This is a genomic window from Pantoea cypripedii (assembly GCF_002095535.1).
GTDB lineage: Bacteria > Pseudomonadota > Gammaproteobacteria > Enterobacterales > Enterobacteriaceae > Pantoea > Pantoea cypripedii.
In genome coordinates, this window is sequence record NZ_MLJI01000001.1 from 1,414,228 (window position 1) to 1,427,444 (window position 13,217).

The 13,217-nt window shown below is 55.9% G+C and carries 14 protein-coding genes and 1 pseudogene; 9 read left to right on the top strand and 6 right to left on the bottom strand.

Features of this window, described 5'->3' with window-relative positions; all coding sequences use genetic code 11:
- The first annotated feature begins 17 nt into the window (after nt 1–17).
- The 8 genes and pseudogenes from rimK to rlmC all read left to right on the top strand — a co-directional run bounded on the left by rimK (nt 18) and on the right by rlmC (nt 7,762).
- Nucleotides 18–921, top strand: a pseudogene (rimK, locus tag HA50_RS06525) (30S ribosomal protein S6--L-glutamate ligase).
- Nucleotides 922–1,008: 87 nt separating this feature from the next.
- Nucleotides 1,009–1,488 carry a YbjN domain-containing protein gene (locus tag HA50_RS06530; RefSeq protein WP_084873670.1) on the top strand — a complete coding sequence of 160 codons (480 nt, stop codon included), beginning with the start codon at nt 1,009–1,011 and terminating at the stop codon, nt 1,486–1,488.
- 372 nt (nt 1,489–1,860) lie between these two features.
- On the top strand, nt 1,861–2,970 hold the full coding sequence (gene potF / locus HA50_RS06535; RefSeq protein WP_084873671.1) for a spermidine/putrescine ABC transporter substrate-binding protein PotF: 1,110 nt from the start codon (nt 1,861–1,863) through the stop codon (nt 2,968–2,970).
- A gap of 114 nt (nt 2,971–3,084) precedes the next feature.
- Complete coding sequence (gene potG / locus HA50_RS06540; RefSeq protein ID WP_158087399.1) at nt 3,085–4,218, top strand: putrescine ABC transporter ATP-binding subunit PotG; 1,134 nt, start codon at nt 3,085–3,087, stop codon at nt 4,216–4,218.
- A gap of 9 nt (nt 4,219–4,227) precedes the next feature.
- Nucleotides 4,228–5,190, top strand: a complete 963-nt coding sequence (gene potH, locus HA50_RS06545) for a putrescine ABC transporter permease PotH (protein WP_084873673.1) — start codon at nt 4,228–4,230, stop codon at nt 5,188–5,190.
- Nucleotides 5,187–6,032 carry a putrescine ABC transporter permease PotI gene (potI, locus tag HA50_RS06550; protein WP_084873674.1) on the top strand — a complete coding sequence of 282 codons (846 nt, stop codon included), beginning with the start codon at nt 5,187–5,189 and terminating at the stop codon, nt 6,030–6,032. The genes potH and potI overlap by 4 nt, the downstream gene beginning before the upstream one ends.
- A 65-nt stretch (nt 6,033–6,097) precedes the next feature.
- Nucleotides 6,098–6,559, top strand: coding sequence for a YbjO family protein (locus HA50_RS06555; RefSeq protein WP_084873675.1), 462 nt, complete (start codon nt 6,098–6,100; stop codon nt 6,557–6,559).
- Between the two features lie 48 nt (nt 6,560–6,607).
- Nucleotides 6,608–7,762: a 23S rRNA (uracil(747)-C(5))-methyltransferase RlmC gene (gene rlmC, locus HA50_RS06560; RefSeq protein ID WP_084873676.1), complete on the top strand. Its 1,155-nt coding sequence runs from the start codon at nt 6,608–6,610 to the stop codon at nt 7,760–7,762.
- A gap of 52 nt (nt 7,763–7,814) precedes the next feature.
- Here the strand turns inward: rlmC and artJ (HA50_RS06565) are convergent, their stop codons facing one another.
- From artJ (HA50_RS06565) to HA50_RS06590, 6 genes are all read right to left on the bottom strand, one after another.
- On the bottom strand, nt 7,815–8,546 hold the full coding sequence (gene artJ / locus HA50_RS06565; RefSeq protein WP_084873677.1) for an arginine ABC transporter substrate-binding protein: 732 nt from the start codon (nt 8,544–8,546) through the stop codon (nt 7,815–7,817).
- A gap of 124 nt (nt 8,547–8,670) precedes the next feature.
- Nucleotides 8,671–9,339, bottom strand: coding sequence for an arginine ABC transporter permease ArtM (gene artM, locus HA50_RS06570; RefSeq protein WP_084873678.1), 669 nt, complete (start codon nt 9,337–9,339; stop codon nt 8,671–8,673).
- 1 nt (nt 9,340) lies between these two features.
- Nucleotides 9,341–10,054 carry an arginine ABC transporter permease ArtQ gene (artQ, locus tag HA50_RS06575; RefSeq protein ID WP_084873679.1) on the bottom strand — a complete coding sequence of 238 codons (714 nt, stop codon included), beginning with the start codon at nt 10,052–10,054 and terminating at the stop codon, nt 9,341–9,343.
- 6 nt (nt 10,055–10,060) lie between these two features.
- Complete coding sequence (gene artJ, locus HA50_RS06580) at nt 10,061–10,792, bottom strand: arginine ABC transporter substrate-binding protein (protein WP_084873680.1); 732 nt, start codon at nt 10,790–10,792, stop codon at nt 10,061–10,063.
- Between the two features lie 15 nt (nt 10,793–10,807).
- Entirely contained in the window at nt 10,808–11,536 is a 729-nt protein-coding gene (gene artP, locus HA50_RS06585) for an arginine ABC transporter ATP-binding protein ArtP (protein ID WP_084873681.1), read from the bottom strand.
- A 207-nt stretch (nt 11,537–11,743) separates the two neighbouring features.
- The gene (locus tag HA50_RS06590; RefSeq protein ID WP_084873682.1) at nt 11,744–12,283 is read right to left on the bottom strand and encodes a lipoprotein; all 540 of its coding nucleotides are present in this window, start codon (nt 12,281–12,283) and stop codon (nt 11,744–11,746) included.
- A 90-nt stretch (nt 12,284–12,373) separates the two neighbouring features.
- Between HA50_RS06590 and HA50_RS06595 the strand changes: the two genes are divergently transcribed.
- Nucleotides 12,374–13,210, top strand: coding sequence for an N-acetylmuramoyl-L-alanine amidase (locus tag HA50_RS06595; protein WP_084873683.1), 837 nt, complete (start codon nt 12,374–12,376; stop codon nt 13,208–13,210).
- The last annotated feature ends 7 nt before the right edge of the window (nt 13,211–13,217 follow it).

Consider the following 13,217-nt stretch of genomic DNA (forward strand, 5'->3'; position numbering starts at 1 on the left):
GCACAAGGAACTCTGCGATGAAAATGGCCATTCTCTCCCGTGATGGGCAGCTCTACTCGTGCAAACGCCTGCGTGAAGCAGCGGAAGCGCGTGGCCATCAGGTGCAGATTATCGATCCGCTCTCCTGTTATATGAACATCAACCCGGCATCTCCGGCGATACATTATCGCGGTGAACCGCTGGGGCACTTTGATGCGGTGATCCCGCGTATCGGCTCCGCCATTACCTTTTACGGCACGGCGGTGCTGCGCCAGTTCGAATTGTGCGGCAGCTATCCCCTGAATGAATCGGTGGCGATCACCCGCGCGCGCGACAAACTGCGTTCGCTGCAACTGCTGGCGCGGGAAGGGATCGATATGCCGGTCACCGGCTTTGCTTCATCCCCGGATGATACCGACGACCTGATCGCCATGGTGGGCGGTGCGCCGCTGGTGGTGAAACTGGTGGAAGGCACCCAGGGGATTGGTGTGGTGCTGGCGGAAACGCGTCAGGCGGCGGAGAGCGTGATCGATGCATTTCGCGGCCTCAATGCCCATATTCTGGTGCAGGAGTTTATCAAAGAAGCGCAGGGACGTGATGTTCGCTGCCTGGTGATTGGCGGTGAGGTCGTGGCGGCGATTGAGCGCCATGCGAAGGAGGGGGATTTTCGTTCCAACCTGCATCGCGGCGGCAAGGCGCACCCGGTAACCGATCACCGATCAGGAGCGTGAAATCGCGGTGAAAGCCGCCAGCACGCTCGGGCTGGAGGTGGCGGGGGTCGATATCCTGCGTGCCGGACGCGGACCACTGGTGATGGAGGTCAATGCCTCCCCAGGTCTTGAAGGCATTGAGTGCACCACCGGGTTGAATATCGCCTCCATGATGATTGACTGGATAGAACAGCACGCGCTGCCTGGCTTTAAGCTTAAAACTGGTGGCTGAGGCGCGCTTTTCAGCGGTTTTCGTGGCATCGCTGGCATTTTTTCCGTAAGCTAAGGCGCTTATTTCTTCACCCCACGGGACATGACGATGGATTCACTGGTCGTTCCTGACATCGACGTGCTGCGTCGCTGGCTGGATCAACAAAATATCACCTGGTTCGAATGCGATGCCTGCCAGGCTTTGCATCTGCCGCATATGCAGAATTTTGACGGGGTGTTTGATGCAAAAATCGACCTTGTGGATGGCGTGATCCTGTTTTCCGCGCTGGCTGAAGTCAAGCCGACGGCGTTGATTCCGCTGGTGGGCGACTTATCACAAATCAATGCCAGCTCCCTGACGGTGAAAGCCTTTATCGACATTCAGGATGACAATCTGCCGAAGCTGATTGTCTGTCAGTCCCTCAGTACCAGCGCAGGGTTAACCTTTGGTCAATTCTCGTATTTTATGAAGCAAAGCGAGGAGCAGGTTTCCATGGTGATTATGGAAGCGTTCGCCAATAATTTGCTGATGATGGGCGAGGAAGAGGACCGGCAACCCAGCTCGGTCGGCCGCGCGATGCTGCACTGATTTACCCGCTTTATTAACTGCCGCTTTTTGCGGCAGTTTTCATTTTAACCCCACCACTTTTTATTCTGCATTTTGCCCTTTATTGCCAGATATTTCTCGTGCTTTATGCCGTCCTTGCCGAACCCCATAGCAGAAACATGCAATACTTATCGCTAAAAGGCGTTTTTTACGCTGGGATCTGGTGCAGGTGAAGCGGGGCGGCTATTCTTGCGGGGCTGCCAGAGACGTGCAACCTCAGCAGAGGCATAGGTTTTTACTATTAAACACCCGCTGAATATTGATTCATTGTGTGTCTGTGTATTAACAGAAAACACAACGACCGGATCGCGTGTATGCAGCGTTGTGATGACCCGCTCAGGAGGAAGGAAAATAATGTTCAACCAACGTCAAAAATGGTTGTCAGGTGTGGTTGCTGGTGTGCTGATGACAGCTTCAGCTGGTACGCTGGCCGCAGATAAAACGCTGCACGTTTATAACTGGTCTGATTATATCTCGGCGGATACGGTCCCGAATTTCGAGAAAGAGACGGGGATTAAAGTCGTTTACGACGTGTTTGATTCCAACGAAGTGCTGGAAGGCAAACTGATGGCAGGCAGCACCGGTTATGACGTGGTGGTGCCATCTTCCAGCTTCCTCGCGCGTCAGCTGCAATCCGGCGTGTTCCAGGAACTGGATAAGAGCAAGCTGCCGAACTACAAAAACCTCGATCCGGCGCTGATGGCCAAAGTGGCACAGCACGATCCAGGCAACAAGTTCGCTATCCCTTACCTGTGGGGTACCACCGGCATCGGCTATAACGTCGATAAAGTGAAAGCGATCCTCGGCAAAGATGCGCCAGTGGATAGCTGGGATCTGGTGCTGAAGCCAGAAAACCTGGAAAAACTGAAAAGCTGTGGTGTTTCCTTCCTCGATGCGCCGGAAGAGATTTTTGCCACCGTGCTGAACTATCTCGGCAAAGATCCGAACAGCTCTGATCCGAAAGATTATTCCGGCGCTGCTACCGATCTGCTGCTGAAACTGCGTCCGAGCATTCGCTATTTCCACTCTTCGCAGTACATCAATGACCTCGCTAACGGCAACATCTGTGTGGCGATCGGCTGGTCTGGTGACATCCTGCAAGCGAAAGATCGTGCGGCACAGGCGAAAAACGGTGTGAACCTGGCGTACAGCGTACCGAAGCAGGGCGCTCTGGCGTTCTTCGACATGATGGCGATTCCGAAAGATGCGAAAAATCTCGACGAAGCCTATCAGTGGCTGAACTACATCATGGATCCGAAAGTGATCGCCGACATCTCTAACAAGATGAACTATGCCAACGGCAACAAGGCGTCACTGCCGCTGATCAATGCGGATGTACGTAACAACCCAGGCATCTTCCCGCCTGCGGAGATTATGTCCAAGCTGTTTGTGCTGAAAGTCCAGGATCCGAAGCTGGATCGTGTGCGCACCCGTGCGTGGACTAAAGTTAAAAGTGGTAAGTAATTCGTTCTGAACGGATTCACTTGTATTAGGACGACAACAGAGGCGCGGTGATGGCCTCTGTTGTGCCATTTTTAGCGGCTGAAGTTAAGGCCGTTAAGCGTTGGAGATATGTTAGTGAGCGACGCGATTCCCCGCCCCCAAAATAAAAATGCAAAGGCGTTAACGCCATTGCTGGAAATCCGCAATCTGACCAAGTCCTTTGACGGCCAGCACGCCGTGGATGATGTCAGTCTGACCATTTACAAAGGTGAGATTTTTGCTCTGCTGGGCCCTTCGGGCTGCGGCAAATCGACCCTGCTGCGTATGCTGGCGGGCTTCGAGGTGCCGAGTAGCGGTCAAATTGTGCTGGATGGGCAGGATCTCTCCCATGTGCCGCCGTATCAGCGGCCCATCAATATGATGTTCCAGTCTTATGCTCTGTTCCCGCACATGACGGTGGAGCAGAACATCGCGTTTGGCCTGAAGCAGGACAAACTGCCAAAAGACGAAATCACCAGCCGCGTGGCGGAAATGCTGGCGCTGGTGCATATGCAGGAATTTGCCAAACGTAAGCCGCATCAGCTTTCTGGCGGACAGCGTCAGCGTGTGGCGCTGGCACGTAGCCTGGCAAAACGTCCGAAGCTGCTGCTGCTGGATGAACCCATGGGTGCGCTGGATAAAAAGCTGCGCGACCGTATGCAACTGGAAGTGGTGGATATCCTCGAACGCGTCGGTGTGACCTGCGTGATGGTGACCCACGACCAGGAAGAAGCGATGACCATGGCGGGCCGTATCGCGATTATGAATCGCGGAAAATTCGCGCAGATTGGCGAGCCGGAGGAGATCTACGAGCATCCGACCAACCGCTTCAGCGCGGAGTTTATCGGCTCGGTGAACGTGTTTGAGGGACTGCTGCGTGAGCGGCGTGAAGACGGCCTGGTGCTGGATAGCCCTGGCCTGGTCCATCCGCTGAAAGTGCAGACCGACGTTTCTATTGTTGATAACGTGCCGGTCCATGTCGCGCTGCGTCCGGAAAAAGTGATGCTGTGTGAAGACGTGCCTGCCGACGGCTGCAACTTTGCCGTGGGCGAAGTGGTGCATATCGCGTATCTCGGTGATTTGTCGATTTACCACGTCCGTCTGAAGAGTGGCCAGATGATCAGTGCGCAGTTGCAAAACGCCCATCGCTACCGCAAAGGCGCGCCAACCTGGGGCGACGAAGTGCGTTTGTGCTGGGATGCTGACAGCTGTGTGGTTCTGACGGTTTAAGGAGGCGGAATGAGCCAGATTTCTCAACCCGGCACCCCGGAAGCCGAACAGCCGGGCACGCCGCTGCAACGCTGGGCCACGCGCATCAAGATGCAGCATGGTCGCAAGCTGGTGATCGCACTGCCTTATGTGTGGCTGGTGCTGTTCTTTTTGCTGCCGTTCCTGATCGTGCTGAAAATCAGTTTTGCCGATATTGCGCGTGCGATCCCGCCCTACACCGATTTGATCACCTGGGCTGACGATCAGCTCAATCTGGTGCTTAATCTGGGGAACTATCTGCAACTGACGGACGATCCGTTGTATGCCGATGCGTATCTGCAATCGCTGAAAGTGGCGGCCATTTCCACCATCATCTGTCTGATGATTGGTTATCCGCTCGCCTGGGCGGTAGCTCACAGCAAGCCGTCGATGCGTTCCATTCTGCTGCTGCTGGTGATCCTGCCGTCATGGACCTCGTTCCTGGTGCGTGTGTACGCCTGGATGGGGCTGCTGAACAATAACGGCATCCTCAACCGTTTCCTGATGTGGCTGGGGGTCATCGATCATCCGCTGGTGATCCTCTACACCAACACCGCGGTGTATATCGGTATCGTTTACTGTTATCTGCCGTTTATGGTGCTGCCCATCTATACCGCACTGACGCGTATTGATTACTCGCTGGTGGAAGCCTCGCTCGACCTCGGCGCGCGTCCGCTGAAGACCTTCTTCAGCGTCATTGTGCCGCTGACCAAAGGCGGGATTATTGCCGGTTCGATGCTGGTGTTTATCCCGGCAGTAGGGGAGTACGTGATCCCGGAACTGCTGGGCGGCCCGGATAGCATCATGATTGGTCGTATCCTGTGGCAGGAATTCTTTAACAACCGCGACTGGCCGGTGGCTTCAGCGCTGGCGGTGATCATTCTGTTAATCCTGATCCTGCCGATTGTCTGGTTCCACAAACATCAAAACCGTGAGCTGGGAGAGAAGGAATGAATCAGTTACCTGCAATCCGCTCTCCGTGGCGCACCGCGATCCTGGTGCTGGGTTTTATGTTCCTGTATGCGCCGATGCTGCTGTTGGTGGCCTACTCGTTTAACAGCTCACAACTGGTAACGGTATGGGAAGGCTTCTCGTTCCACTGGTATCACGTGTTGTTCCAGGATGACGCGATGATCGATGCGGTGGTACTTAGCCTGACCATCGCGGCGTTGTCTGCGACCATGGCCGTGGTGCTGGGAACCATTGCGGCGGTGATTATCGTGCGTTTTGGTCGCTTCCGGGGCCATAACGGATTTGCGTTTATGCTCACCGCCCCGCTGGTCATGCCCGATGTGATCACCGGTTTGTCGCTGCTGCTGCTGTTTGTCGCGATGGGGAATACCCTCGGCTGGCCGAGCGATCGTGGCATGCTGACCATTTGGCTGGCGCATGTGACCTTCTGTACCGCTTATGTGGCGGTGGTGATCAACTCGCGCCTGCGTGAATTGGATCGCTCCATCGAAGAAGCGGCAATGGACCTCGGAGCAACGCCACTCAAGGTGTTCTTTGTCATCACCGTGCCGATGATCGCACCCGCGATCATTACCGGCTGGCTGCTGGCGTTTACCCTGTCGCTGGATGACCTGGTGATTGCCAGCTTTGTCACCGGCCCAGGGGCAACGACGCTGCCGATGGCAATTTTTGCCACCGTGCGTCGTGGGGTGAACCCGGAGATCAACGCCCTGGCGTCGCTGATTTTGTTTGTGGTCGGGCTGGTGGGCTTTATTGCCTGGCGCTTTATGGCACACGAAGAAAAACAACGTTTGCGTGATATTCAGAAAGCAAGACGTGGCTGAAATCCATAACATTTGCCAATATAAGAAAAGCTGGCGATGCCAGCTTTTCTTTTGGAGTCTGGTCGATGTCGGAAACCCTGAAGCATGTCCCCGTTTTAACCCCAGCGCCGGTCACGGTGGCGGGGATCGCCATTATCGCCACCCGCTGCATCAGCGTGCTGATGCTCGCCAATGAGCTGGGTTATGACGAGCTGGTCAACTTTGTGCACCGCAGTGCCCAGGCCTGGGATTCCACCCTCATCTTCGTCGCCAGCCAGCTGATTTTCTTATTTGAGCTGCGCTGCGCCTTTACCCTGATGCGTGGCAGTAACCGGGGCCGCTGGGGCTATGTCGCCACCCAGGTTGTGGTGCTGGGCTATATGCTGCTGGCGTCGATGGGGTGGATATACCCGGAAATCTTCAGCATCCACGGTGAGAGCAACGCCCAGATCATCCACCATACGCTACTCCAGAAGCTGCCGGATGCGATGGTGCTGTTGCTGTTGTTTGTCCCGGCCAGCAGCCGCGCTTTTTTCCGTCGCCGGTGATACAATCGGCCCCCGTTTTTTCTCCCGATTCTGAATACAGGCTCCACAATGCATTGCGCGCTTTATGATGCCGGTCGCTGCCGTTCCTGCCAGTGGCTGGAAAAACCCTACCCACAACAGCTGAACGAAAAACAATCGCTGCTGGAACAACTGCTGGCGCAACAGGCGGTGAGCGAGTGGTGTCCGCCGGTGACCTCGCCTGGGCAGGGGTTTCGTAATAAAGCCAAAATGGTAGTTAGTGGCAGCGTGGAGCGTCCGGTATTGGGCATGCTGTCGCGCGAGGGCGATGCCGTCGATCTCTGCGCCTGCCCGTTATATCCCGCCAGTTTTGCCCCGGTGTTTGCGCTGCTAAAACCCTTTATCGCGCGGGCGGGTTTAACGCCGTACAACGTGGCGCGCAAGCGTGGAGAACTGAAGTTTCTGCTGCTTACCGAAAGCACCCAGGGCGGCATGATGCTGCGTTTTGTACTGCGTTCCAGCGCCAAGCTGGCACAGTTGCGTGCGGCGCTGCCGTGGCTGCAACAGCAACTGCCGCAGCTGACGGTGATTTCTGCCAATATCCAGCCGGTACATATGGCGATTCTGGAAGGCGACGAGGAAATTGCGCTGACGCCCGACCAGGCATTAGCGGAAAGCTTCAACAACGTGCCGTTGTATATCCGTCCGCAAAGTTTCTTCCAGACTAACCCCCAGGTGGCCGCCGCGCTGTACGCCACGGCGCGTGACTGGGTGGCGCAGCTGGATGTGCACAGCATGTGGGATCTGTTTTGTGGTGTCGGCGGGTTTGGTCTGCACTGCGCCACCCCGGAGATGCAGCTCACCGGCATTGAAATCAGCGCCGAAGCCATTGCTTGTGCGCGTCAGTCGGCACAGCAGCTGGGGTTGGATAAGGTCAGTTTTGCTGCGCTGGATTCCACGCAGTTTGCCACGGGGCGCGATCAGGTGCCGCAACTGGTGCTGGTGAATCCGCCACGTCGCGGGATTGGTGCGGAGTTATGTGATTATCTGAGCCAGATGGCACCGGATTACATCCTCTACTCCAGCTGCAATCCGCAGAGTATGGCGCAGGATATTGCGCGTCTCAGCGATTATGATGTCAGCCGGGTGCAGCTGTTCGATATGTTCCCGCATACCGCCCATTTTGAAGTGCTGACGCTACTGACCAAACGCGGCCAGGGTGGGGCGACGCAGCGTTCATCCTGAACTGAGGACTGTGCAGAACCTGTCAGGCTTCGCACTGCGCCGACCCATTATTTTATTCCGGGAACCACTTCTGATTGATTTGCTGGTACGTGCCATTGGCTTTGATCGCCACCAGCGCGCTGTTCAGCTGATCGCGTAATTCGGTGTTGCCTTTACGTACCGCAATCCCCAGCCCGGTGCCGAAATAGCGGGCATCGGTGACATGTGCGCCGACCGGTGCCAGATCGGCATTGGTCTTCAGCCATTGGTTCACCACGGCGGTATCACCAAACACACCATCCAGGCGACCGTTTTTCAGATCGAGAATCGCGTTCTGGTAGCTGTCATAGGCCACCGCGACCACTTCTGGATGCTGCTCCAGCAAGTATTTCTGGTGCGTCGTGCCGTTTTCCATGCCAATGCGCTTGCCTTTCAGCTGGGCAAAATCACTGAACTGGCCTTTGCGGGCGATCACCACCGCCGAGTTGGCGTAATAAGCCTGGGTGAAATCCACCTGCTTGCTGCGATCATCGGTGATATCCATACCCGAGATGATGGCGTCATAGCGGCGGAATTTCAGCGACGGGATCAGGCTGTCAAAAGCGTTGTTGGTGAAGGTACATTCGGCTTTCAGCTGCTGGCATAACGCTTTCGCCAGGTCGATATCAAAACCGACGATTTGATTTTCACGATCCAGAGATTCAAACGGAGGGTAAGTCGCAGAGGAAGCGAAGCGGATTTTTTCCGCTGCCGAGGCATTCATTGCCAGAGTTGCCAGCGCCGCAGCAACGATCCATTTTTTCATTTTGAGGCTCCTGTAAATCACTCACGCTCTCAAGAGCGAACGCGTGACAAGATGCCATTGAATGAATCTTTATGCAACATTATTGGATAAATAATTAAAAAAGGCGGGATAACCCGCCTGGATATTAATTTCTGCGTTCAAATGCCAGCGCGCGACGTTCAATCAGACGCATCATCAGCGTCAGCAGGCCGTTGACGCACAGGTAAACCAGCCCGGCGGCGGCAAACACCGTGACATCATAAGTGCGGCCATACAGCAGCTGACCGTGGCCCATCACTTCCATCAGGGTGATGGTGTAGGCCAGCGAGGTGCTTTTGAACACCAGCACCACCTCATTGGAGTACGAGGACAGCGCGCGTTTAAATGCATAAGGCAGCAGAATGCGCAGCGTATCTTTGCGATTCATCCCCAGCGCCGCGCAGGACTGCCACTGGCCGGAGGGAATGGCACGCACCGCGCCATAGAACAGCTGGGTGGTATACGCCGCGCTGTTGAGCGACAGGGCCAGCATGGCGCACAGCCAGGGCTGGGACAGCAGATGCCATAACCACGGCACATGCTGGATGCTGGGAAACTGCCCCGGTCCGTAGTAGATCAGGAAGATCTGCACCAGCAGCGGCGTACCGGTAAATATCGTGATGTACACTTTCACGATGGTATTCAGCACCGGGACTTTCAGCGCCAGCACCACGGTGAACAGCAGCGACAGCATCAGCGCGGCAATCAGCGAGGCGATGGTGAGCGTCAGGCTGGTGTGCAGCCCTTTCAGCAGCTCAGGTAAATATTGCAGCATATCAGGCCCCCCGCTCGAAACGCGTGGTGCGCAATTCAATACGGCGCAATACCGCCTGACTGAACAGCGTAATAATCAGATAGATAGCGGCGGCCGCCAGATACCAGGTAAAGGGTTCCTGGGTGCGTGTCGCGATACTTTTGGTTTGCAGCATCAGATCGTTAACGCTAATCAGCGATACCAGCGCGGTATCTTTCAACAGCACCAGCCACTGATTACCGAGACCCGGCAAGGCGTGACGCCACATTTGCGGCATGATCAGACGGAAGAAAATCGCCGACTTTTTCATCCCCAGCGCCTGGCCGGATTCCCACTGTCCAACGGGCACCGCTTTCAGCGCGCCGCGCAGGGTTTGTGATGCATAAGCGGAGTAGAGCATCGCCAGCGCAATCACCCCACACAGGAATGGGCTGACATCGAAATTCTCAATCTGCACCTGTACCGGAATGCTGAACAGCCCGAGGTTGATATGGAAGCCATCCGACAGCGTCAGCAACAGTTGCGATGCGCCAAAATAGATAAACAGCACCACGAGGATTTCCGGCAGGCCACGGATCAGCGTGACCAGCGCGGTGCCGACCCAGGCGAGCGGTTGCCAGCGCACCGATTCCCAGCCAGCAAAAATCATCGCCAGCGCAAGGCCGGCGATCAGTGCACAAACGGCAAGGCCGACGGTCATACCGGCGGCGCTTGCGAGTGGAATTATTTCATTCATCAGGAATTACTGCTGAAACCATTTGTTGTAGATGGTTTTGTAGGTGCCGTCGGCTTTGACTTTATCCAGCGCAGTGTTGAATTTTTCCTGCAGCTCAGTGTTGCCCATGCGCACCGCAATACCCAGACCGGTGCCGAAGTAGGCTTTGTCGGTCACTTTATCACCCAGCGCGGCCAGGTTCGGGTTCTGCTTCAGCCATTCGTTCACCACGGCGGTATCACCAAACACCGCATCGATACGGCCATTTTTCAGGTCGAGGATGGCGTTTTGATAGCTGTCGTACGGCACCACGGTGATGTCGGTGTGTTTGTCAGACAGGTATTTCTGATGAGTCGTACCGTTCTGTACGCCAACACGTTTGCCTTTCAGCGCTGCCACATCCGCCAGTTTGCCTTTCTGCGCGATGAAGATCGCGGAGTTGTCGTAGTAAGGCTTGGTGAACAGGACCTGTTTTTCACGCTCCGGCGTGATGTCCATACCGGCCATCACCGCATCAAAACGACGGAATTTCAGGCTTGGGATCAGGCTGTCAAAGGCCTGATTGGTGAAGGTACAGGTTGCATCAATCTCTTTACACAGCGCATTCGCCAGGTCGACATCGAAGCCCTGAATTTTGTTGTCCGAATCGACAAACTCAAACGGCGGGTAAGAAGCCTCAGTAGCAAAACGCAGGGTCTGCGCAGCGGAAGCGCTCAGGCTTAAACCGGCAAGCAGTGCAGCAAGTACGACTTTTTTCATTAGAGACATCCTGACTTAGTGCGAAAGATAGTTGGCAAACGCTTCGGTTTGCGGCTGTGTAAAGTGGCTGGCGTCGCCCTGTTCCACAATGTGGCCGTTTTCCATGTACACCACACGACTGGCAGTTTTACGTGCGACTTCCACTTCATGGGTGACGATCACCTGGGTAATCTGCGTCTGCGCCAGCTCACGAATAATGCTGACGATTTGCGCGGTAATTTCCGGGTCGAGCGCCGCGGTTGGTTCATCAAACAACAACACCTGCGGTTCCATCATCAGGGCGCGGGCAATTGCCACGCGTTGCTGCTGGCCGCCGGAAAGGTGCAGCGGGAAACGGTCGGCATAGGGCGTCAGACGCAAACGATCCAGCAGTTTGTCTGCCCTGGCGCGGGCCTGATCTTTGCTTAAACCCAGCACGCGGCAGGGGGCTTCCATCAGGTTCTGCAACACCGTCAGATGCGGCCACAGGTTGTATTGCTGAAATACCATGCCAACGTTTTGCCGCAGCTCGCGGATCGCGCTGTCTGACGGGGTTTTGCTGAAGTCAAAGTGATTACCGGCGATCTGCAAACTGCCGGAACGCGGTTGCTCCAGCAGATTGAGTACGCGCAGGAGTGAACTCTTACCCGCGCCGCTCGGACCGAGCAACACCAGCGTTTCACCCTGCGGGCAGGCCAGGTTGATATCGAACAGCGCCTGGTGGGCACCGTAAAAACAGTTAATGCCGGTTAGTTGAATACTCATGCGCAATAAATGAATAGCAATTGATGCCGCGAATCTTAACGTCACCAGAATAGTTATGCAATTGAGGTGGGTTAAAATTTATTAAAGAGCAGTTAAACCTCAAAAGCGTAGCACAATATCGCGCCAGGCAAGGTCGATGCGGCCGATGGGATGCAAATTCTTCATACGAAATTAACAAACAGCGCCGCCTGGGCGGCGCTGGACCCATTAATGACTCTCTTCCAACAATTGGCGCAGCGAGCCGCCACCCGCATGCGGCCAGTCACCGACGTAGCGCACATCATCCACCACCCAGCAGGTGCCTTCGTGGATCATCAACACTTCGTCCTGCCATTTTCGGTCACCACGGGTTAAATCAACGCGCAGCGGAATATTGCGCGCGTCGCGATTCGGGATAGTGGAGGCGCTTGCCACCTCGGCTGCGGTCGGACCTTGTGCCAGACTGGAGAACAGGTCGCCGGTGCGCCAGTCGGCGGGTTTATTGCTCAGCCCGTTAGCCTGCAACAGTTTCTGATACAGACGGTCGCTGAGATAAGGGCGGTATTTTGCCAGCGTCGAGTTATCCGGCAATCCCTGCGTCGGCTGGCTGACGCGTAAATCGTAGAACTGCTGGGCCACTGTGTCCGGTCCCCCATCGACGCAGGCTGCGGTACGCGGACCATTATCCTTAATCACCGGCTCAACGGTAGTACAGGCGCTGAGCAGCAGAGCAGCGGGAACAAGCAGCGCAAAGGCTTTGTTTCTCATCTATATTTCCTTGTTGTTCACTGGCAAAGGACCATTTTTAGCATAAAGTATAGCCTTGCATTTACGCCGTACGAGCTAAAGGAGAGAGCAATGGCGTTTCGTTTGTTGTGTGGCGGGCTGCTATTGGGGCTGTTGCTGCTGAGCGGCTGCCAGTCAACCCTTGAAGCGCGCCACGGTTATTGGGTCGATACCGCGCATCCGGCGCAGGGTGCCAGGCCACGAATCAAAGTCATCGTGATCCATTACACGGCAGAGGATTTTCCTTCTTCGCTGGCGACGCTCACCGATCGTGAGGTCAGCGCCCATTACCTGATTCCGACACAGCCGCCGCAGCAGCAGGGGCAGGGTGTCGTCTGGCAACTGGTGCCGGAAAGCCAGCTGGCGTGGCATGCCGGGCCGAGCTTCTGGCGTGGAGCCACGCGTATCAATGACACCTCAATCGGCATTGAGCTGGTGAACAGCGGTTATCAGCGCACATTAACGGGACTGCGCTGGCAGGCGTTTACCCCGATGCAAATCACGGCGCTGGAGGCACTGGTCAAAGACATCAGTGCGCGTTACGACATCCCGCCGGAAAATGTGGTGGGGCATAGCGATATCGCGCCGCAACGCAAACAGGATCCGGGGCCGTTGTTTCCCTGGCGGCAGCTGGCGCTGGCGGGGTTAGGCGCCTGGCCTGATGACACAACGGTACAGCGTTATCTGGGTAACGAGGCGGCAGATGCACCGGTTGATCAGAATGAATTGCTGGATGCTCTGCAACGCTATGGTTATGACGTTGCAGCGGCGAGTACCCCGGCGATGCAGCGTAAGGTCATTGCGGCGTTTCAGATGCATTTCAGGCCACGGGATTACCGTGGCCTGGCGGATGCGGAGACGCTGGCGATTGCCCGCGCCCTGCTGGCGAAATACGGCGCGGCGCAATAGCGCCGTC

What these genes read in the sequence shown, in the direction of transcription:
- HA50_RS06530 (WP_084873670.1), top strand. Translation starts at nt 1,009, where the DNA reads ATGGATTCACTGGTCGTTCCTGACATCGACGTGCTGCGTCGCTGGCTG.
- potF (WP_084873671.1), top strand. Translation starts at nt 1,861, where the DNA reads ATGTTCAACCAACGTCAAAAATGGTTGTCAGGTGTGGTTGCTGGTGTG.
- potH (WP_084873673.1), top strand. Translation starts at nt 4,228, where the DNA reads ATGAGCCAGATTTCTCAACCCGGCACCCCGGAAGCCGAACAGCCGGGC.
- potI (WP_084873674.1), top strand. Translation starts at nt 5,187, where the DNA reads ATGAATCAGTTACCTGCAATCCGCTCTCCGTGGCGCACCGCGATCCTG.
- HA50_RS06555 (WP_084873675.1), top strand. Translation starts at nt 6,098, where the DNA reads ATGTCGGAAACCCTGAAGCATGTCCCCGTTTTAACCCCAGCGCCGGTC.
- rlmC (WP_084873676.1), top strand. Translation starts at nt 6,608, where the DNA reads ATGCATTGCGCGCTTTATGATGCCGGTCGCTGCCGTTCCTGCCAGTGG.
- artJ (WP_084873677.1), bottom strand. Translation starts at nt 8,546, where the DNA reads ATGAAAAAATGGATCGTTGCTGCGGCGCTGGCAACTCTGGCAATGAAT.
- artM (WP_084873678.1), bottom strand. Translation starts at nt 9,339, where the DNA reads ATGCTGCAATATTTACCTGAGCTGCTGAAAGGGCTGCACACCAGCCTG.
- artQ (WP_084873679.1), bottom strand. Translation starts at nt 10,054, where the DNA reads ATGAATGAAATAATTCCACTCGCAAGCGCCGCCGGTATGACCGTCGGC.
- artJ (WP_084873680.1), bottom strand. Translation starts at nt 10,792, where the DNA reads ATGAAAAAAGTCGTACTTGCTGCACTGCTTGCCGGTTTAAGCCTGAGC.
- artP (WP_084873681.1), bottom strand. Translation starts at nt 11,536, where the DNA reads ATGAGTATTCAACTAACCGGCATTAACTGTTTTTACGGTGCCCACCAG.
- HA50_RS06590 (WP_084873682.1), bottom strand. Translation starts at nt 12,283, where the DNA reads ATGAGAAACAAAGCCTTTGCGCTGCTTGTTCCCGCTGCTCTGCTGCTC.
- HA50_RS06595 (WP_084873683.1), top strand. Translation starts at nt 12,374, where the DNA reads ATGGCGTTTCGTTTGTTGTGTGGCGGGCTGCTATTGGGGCTGTTGCTG.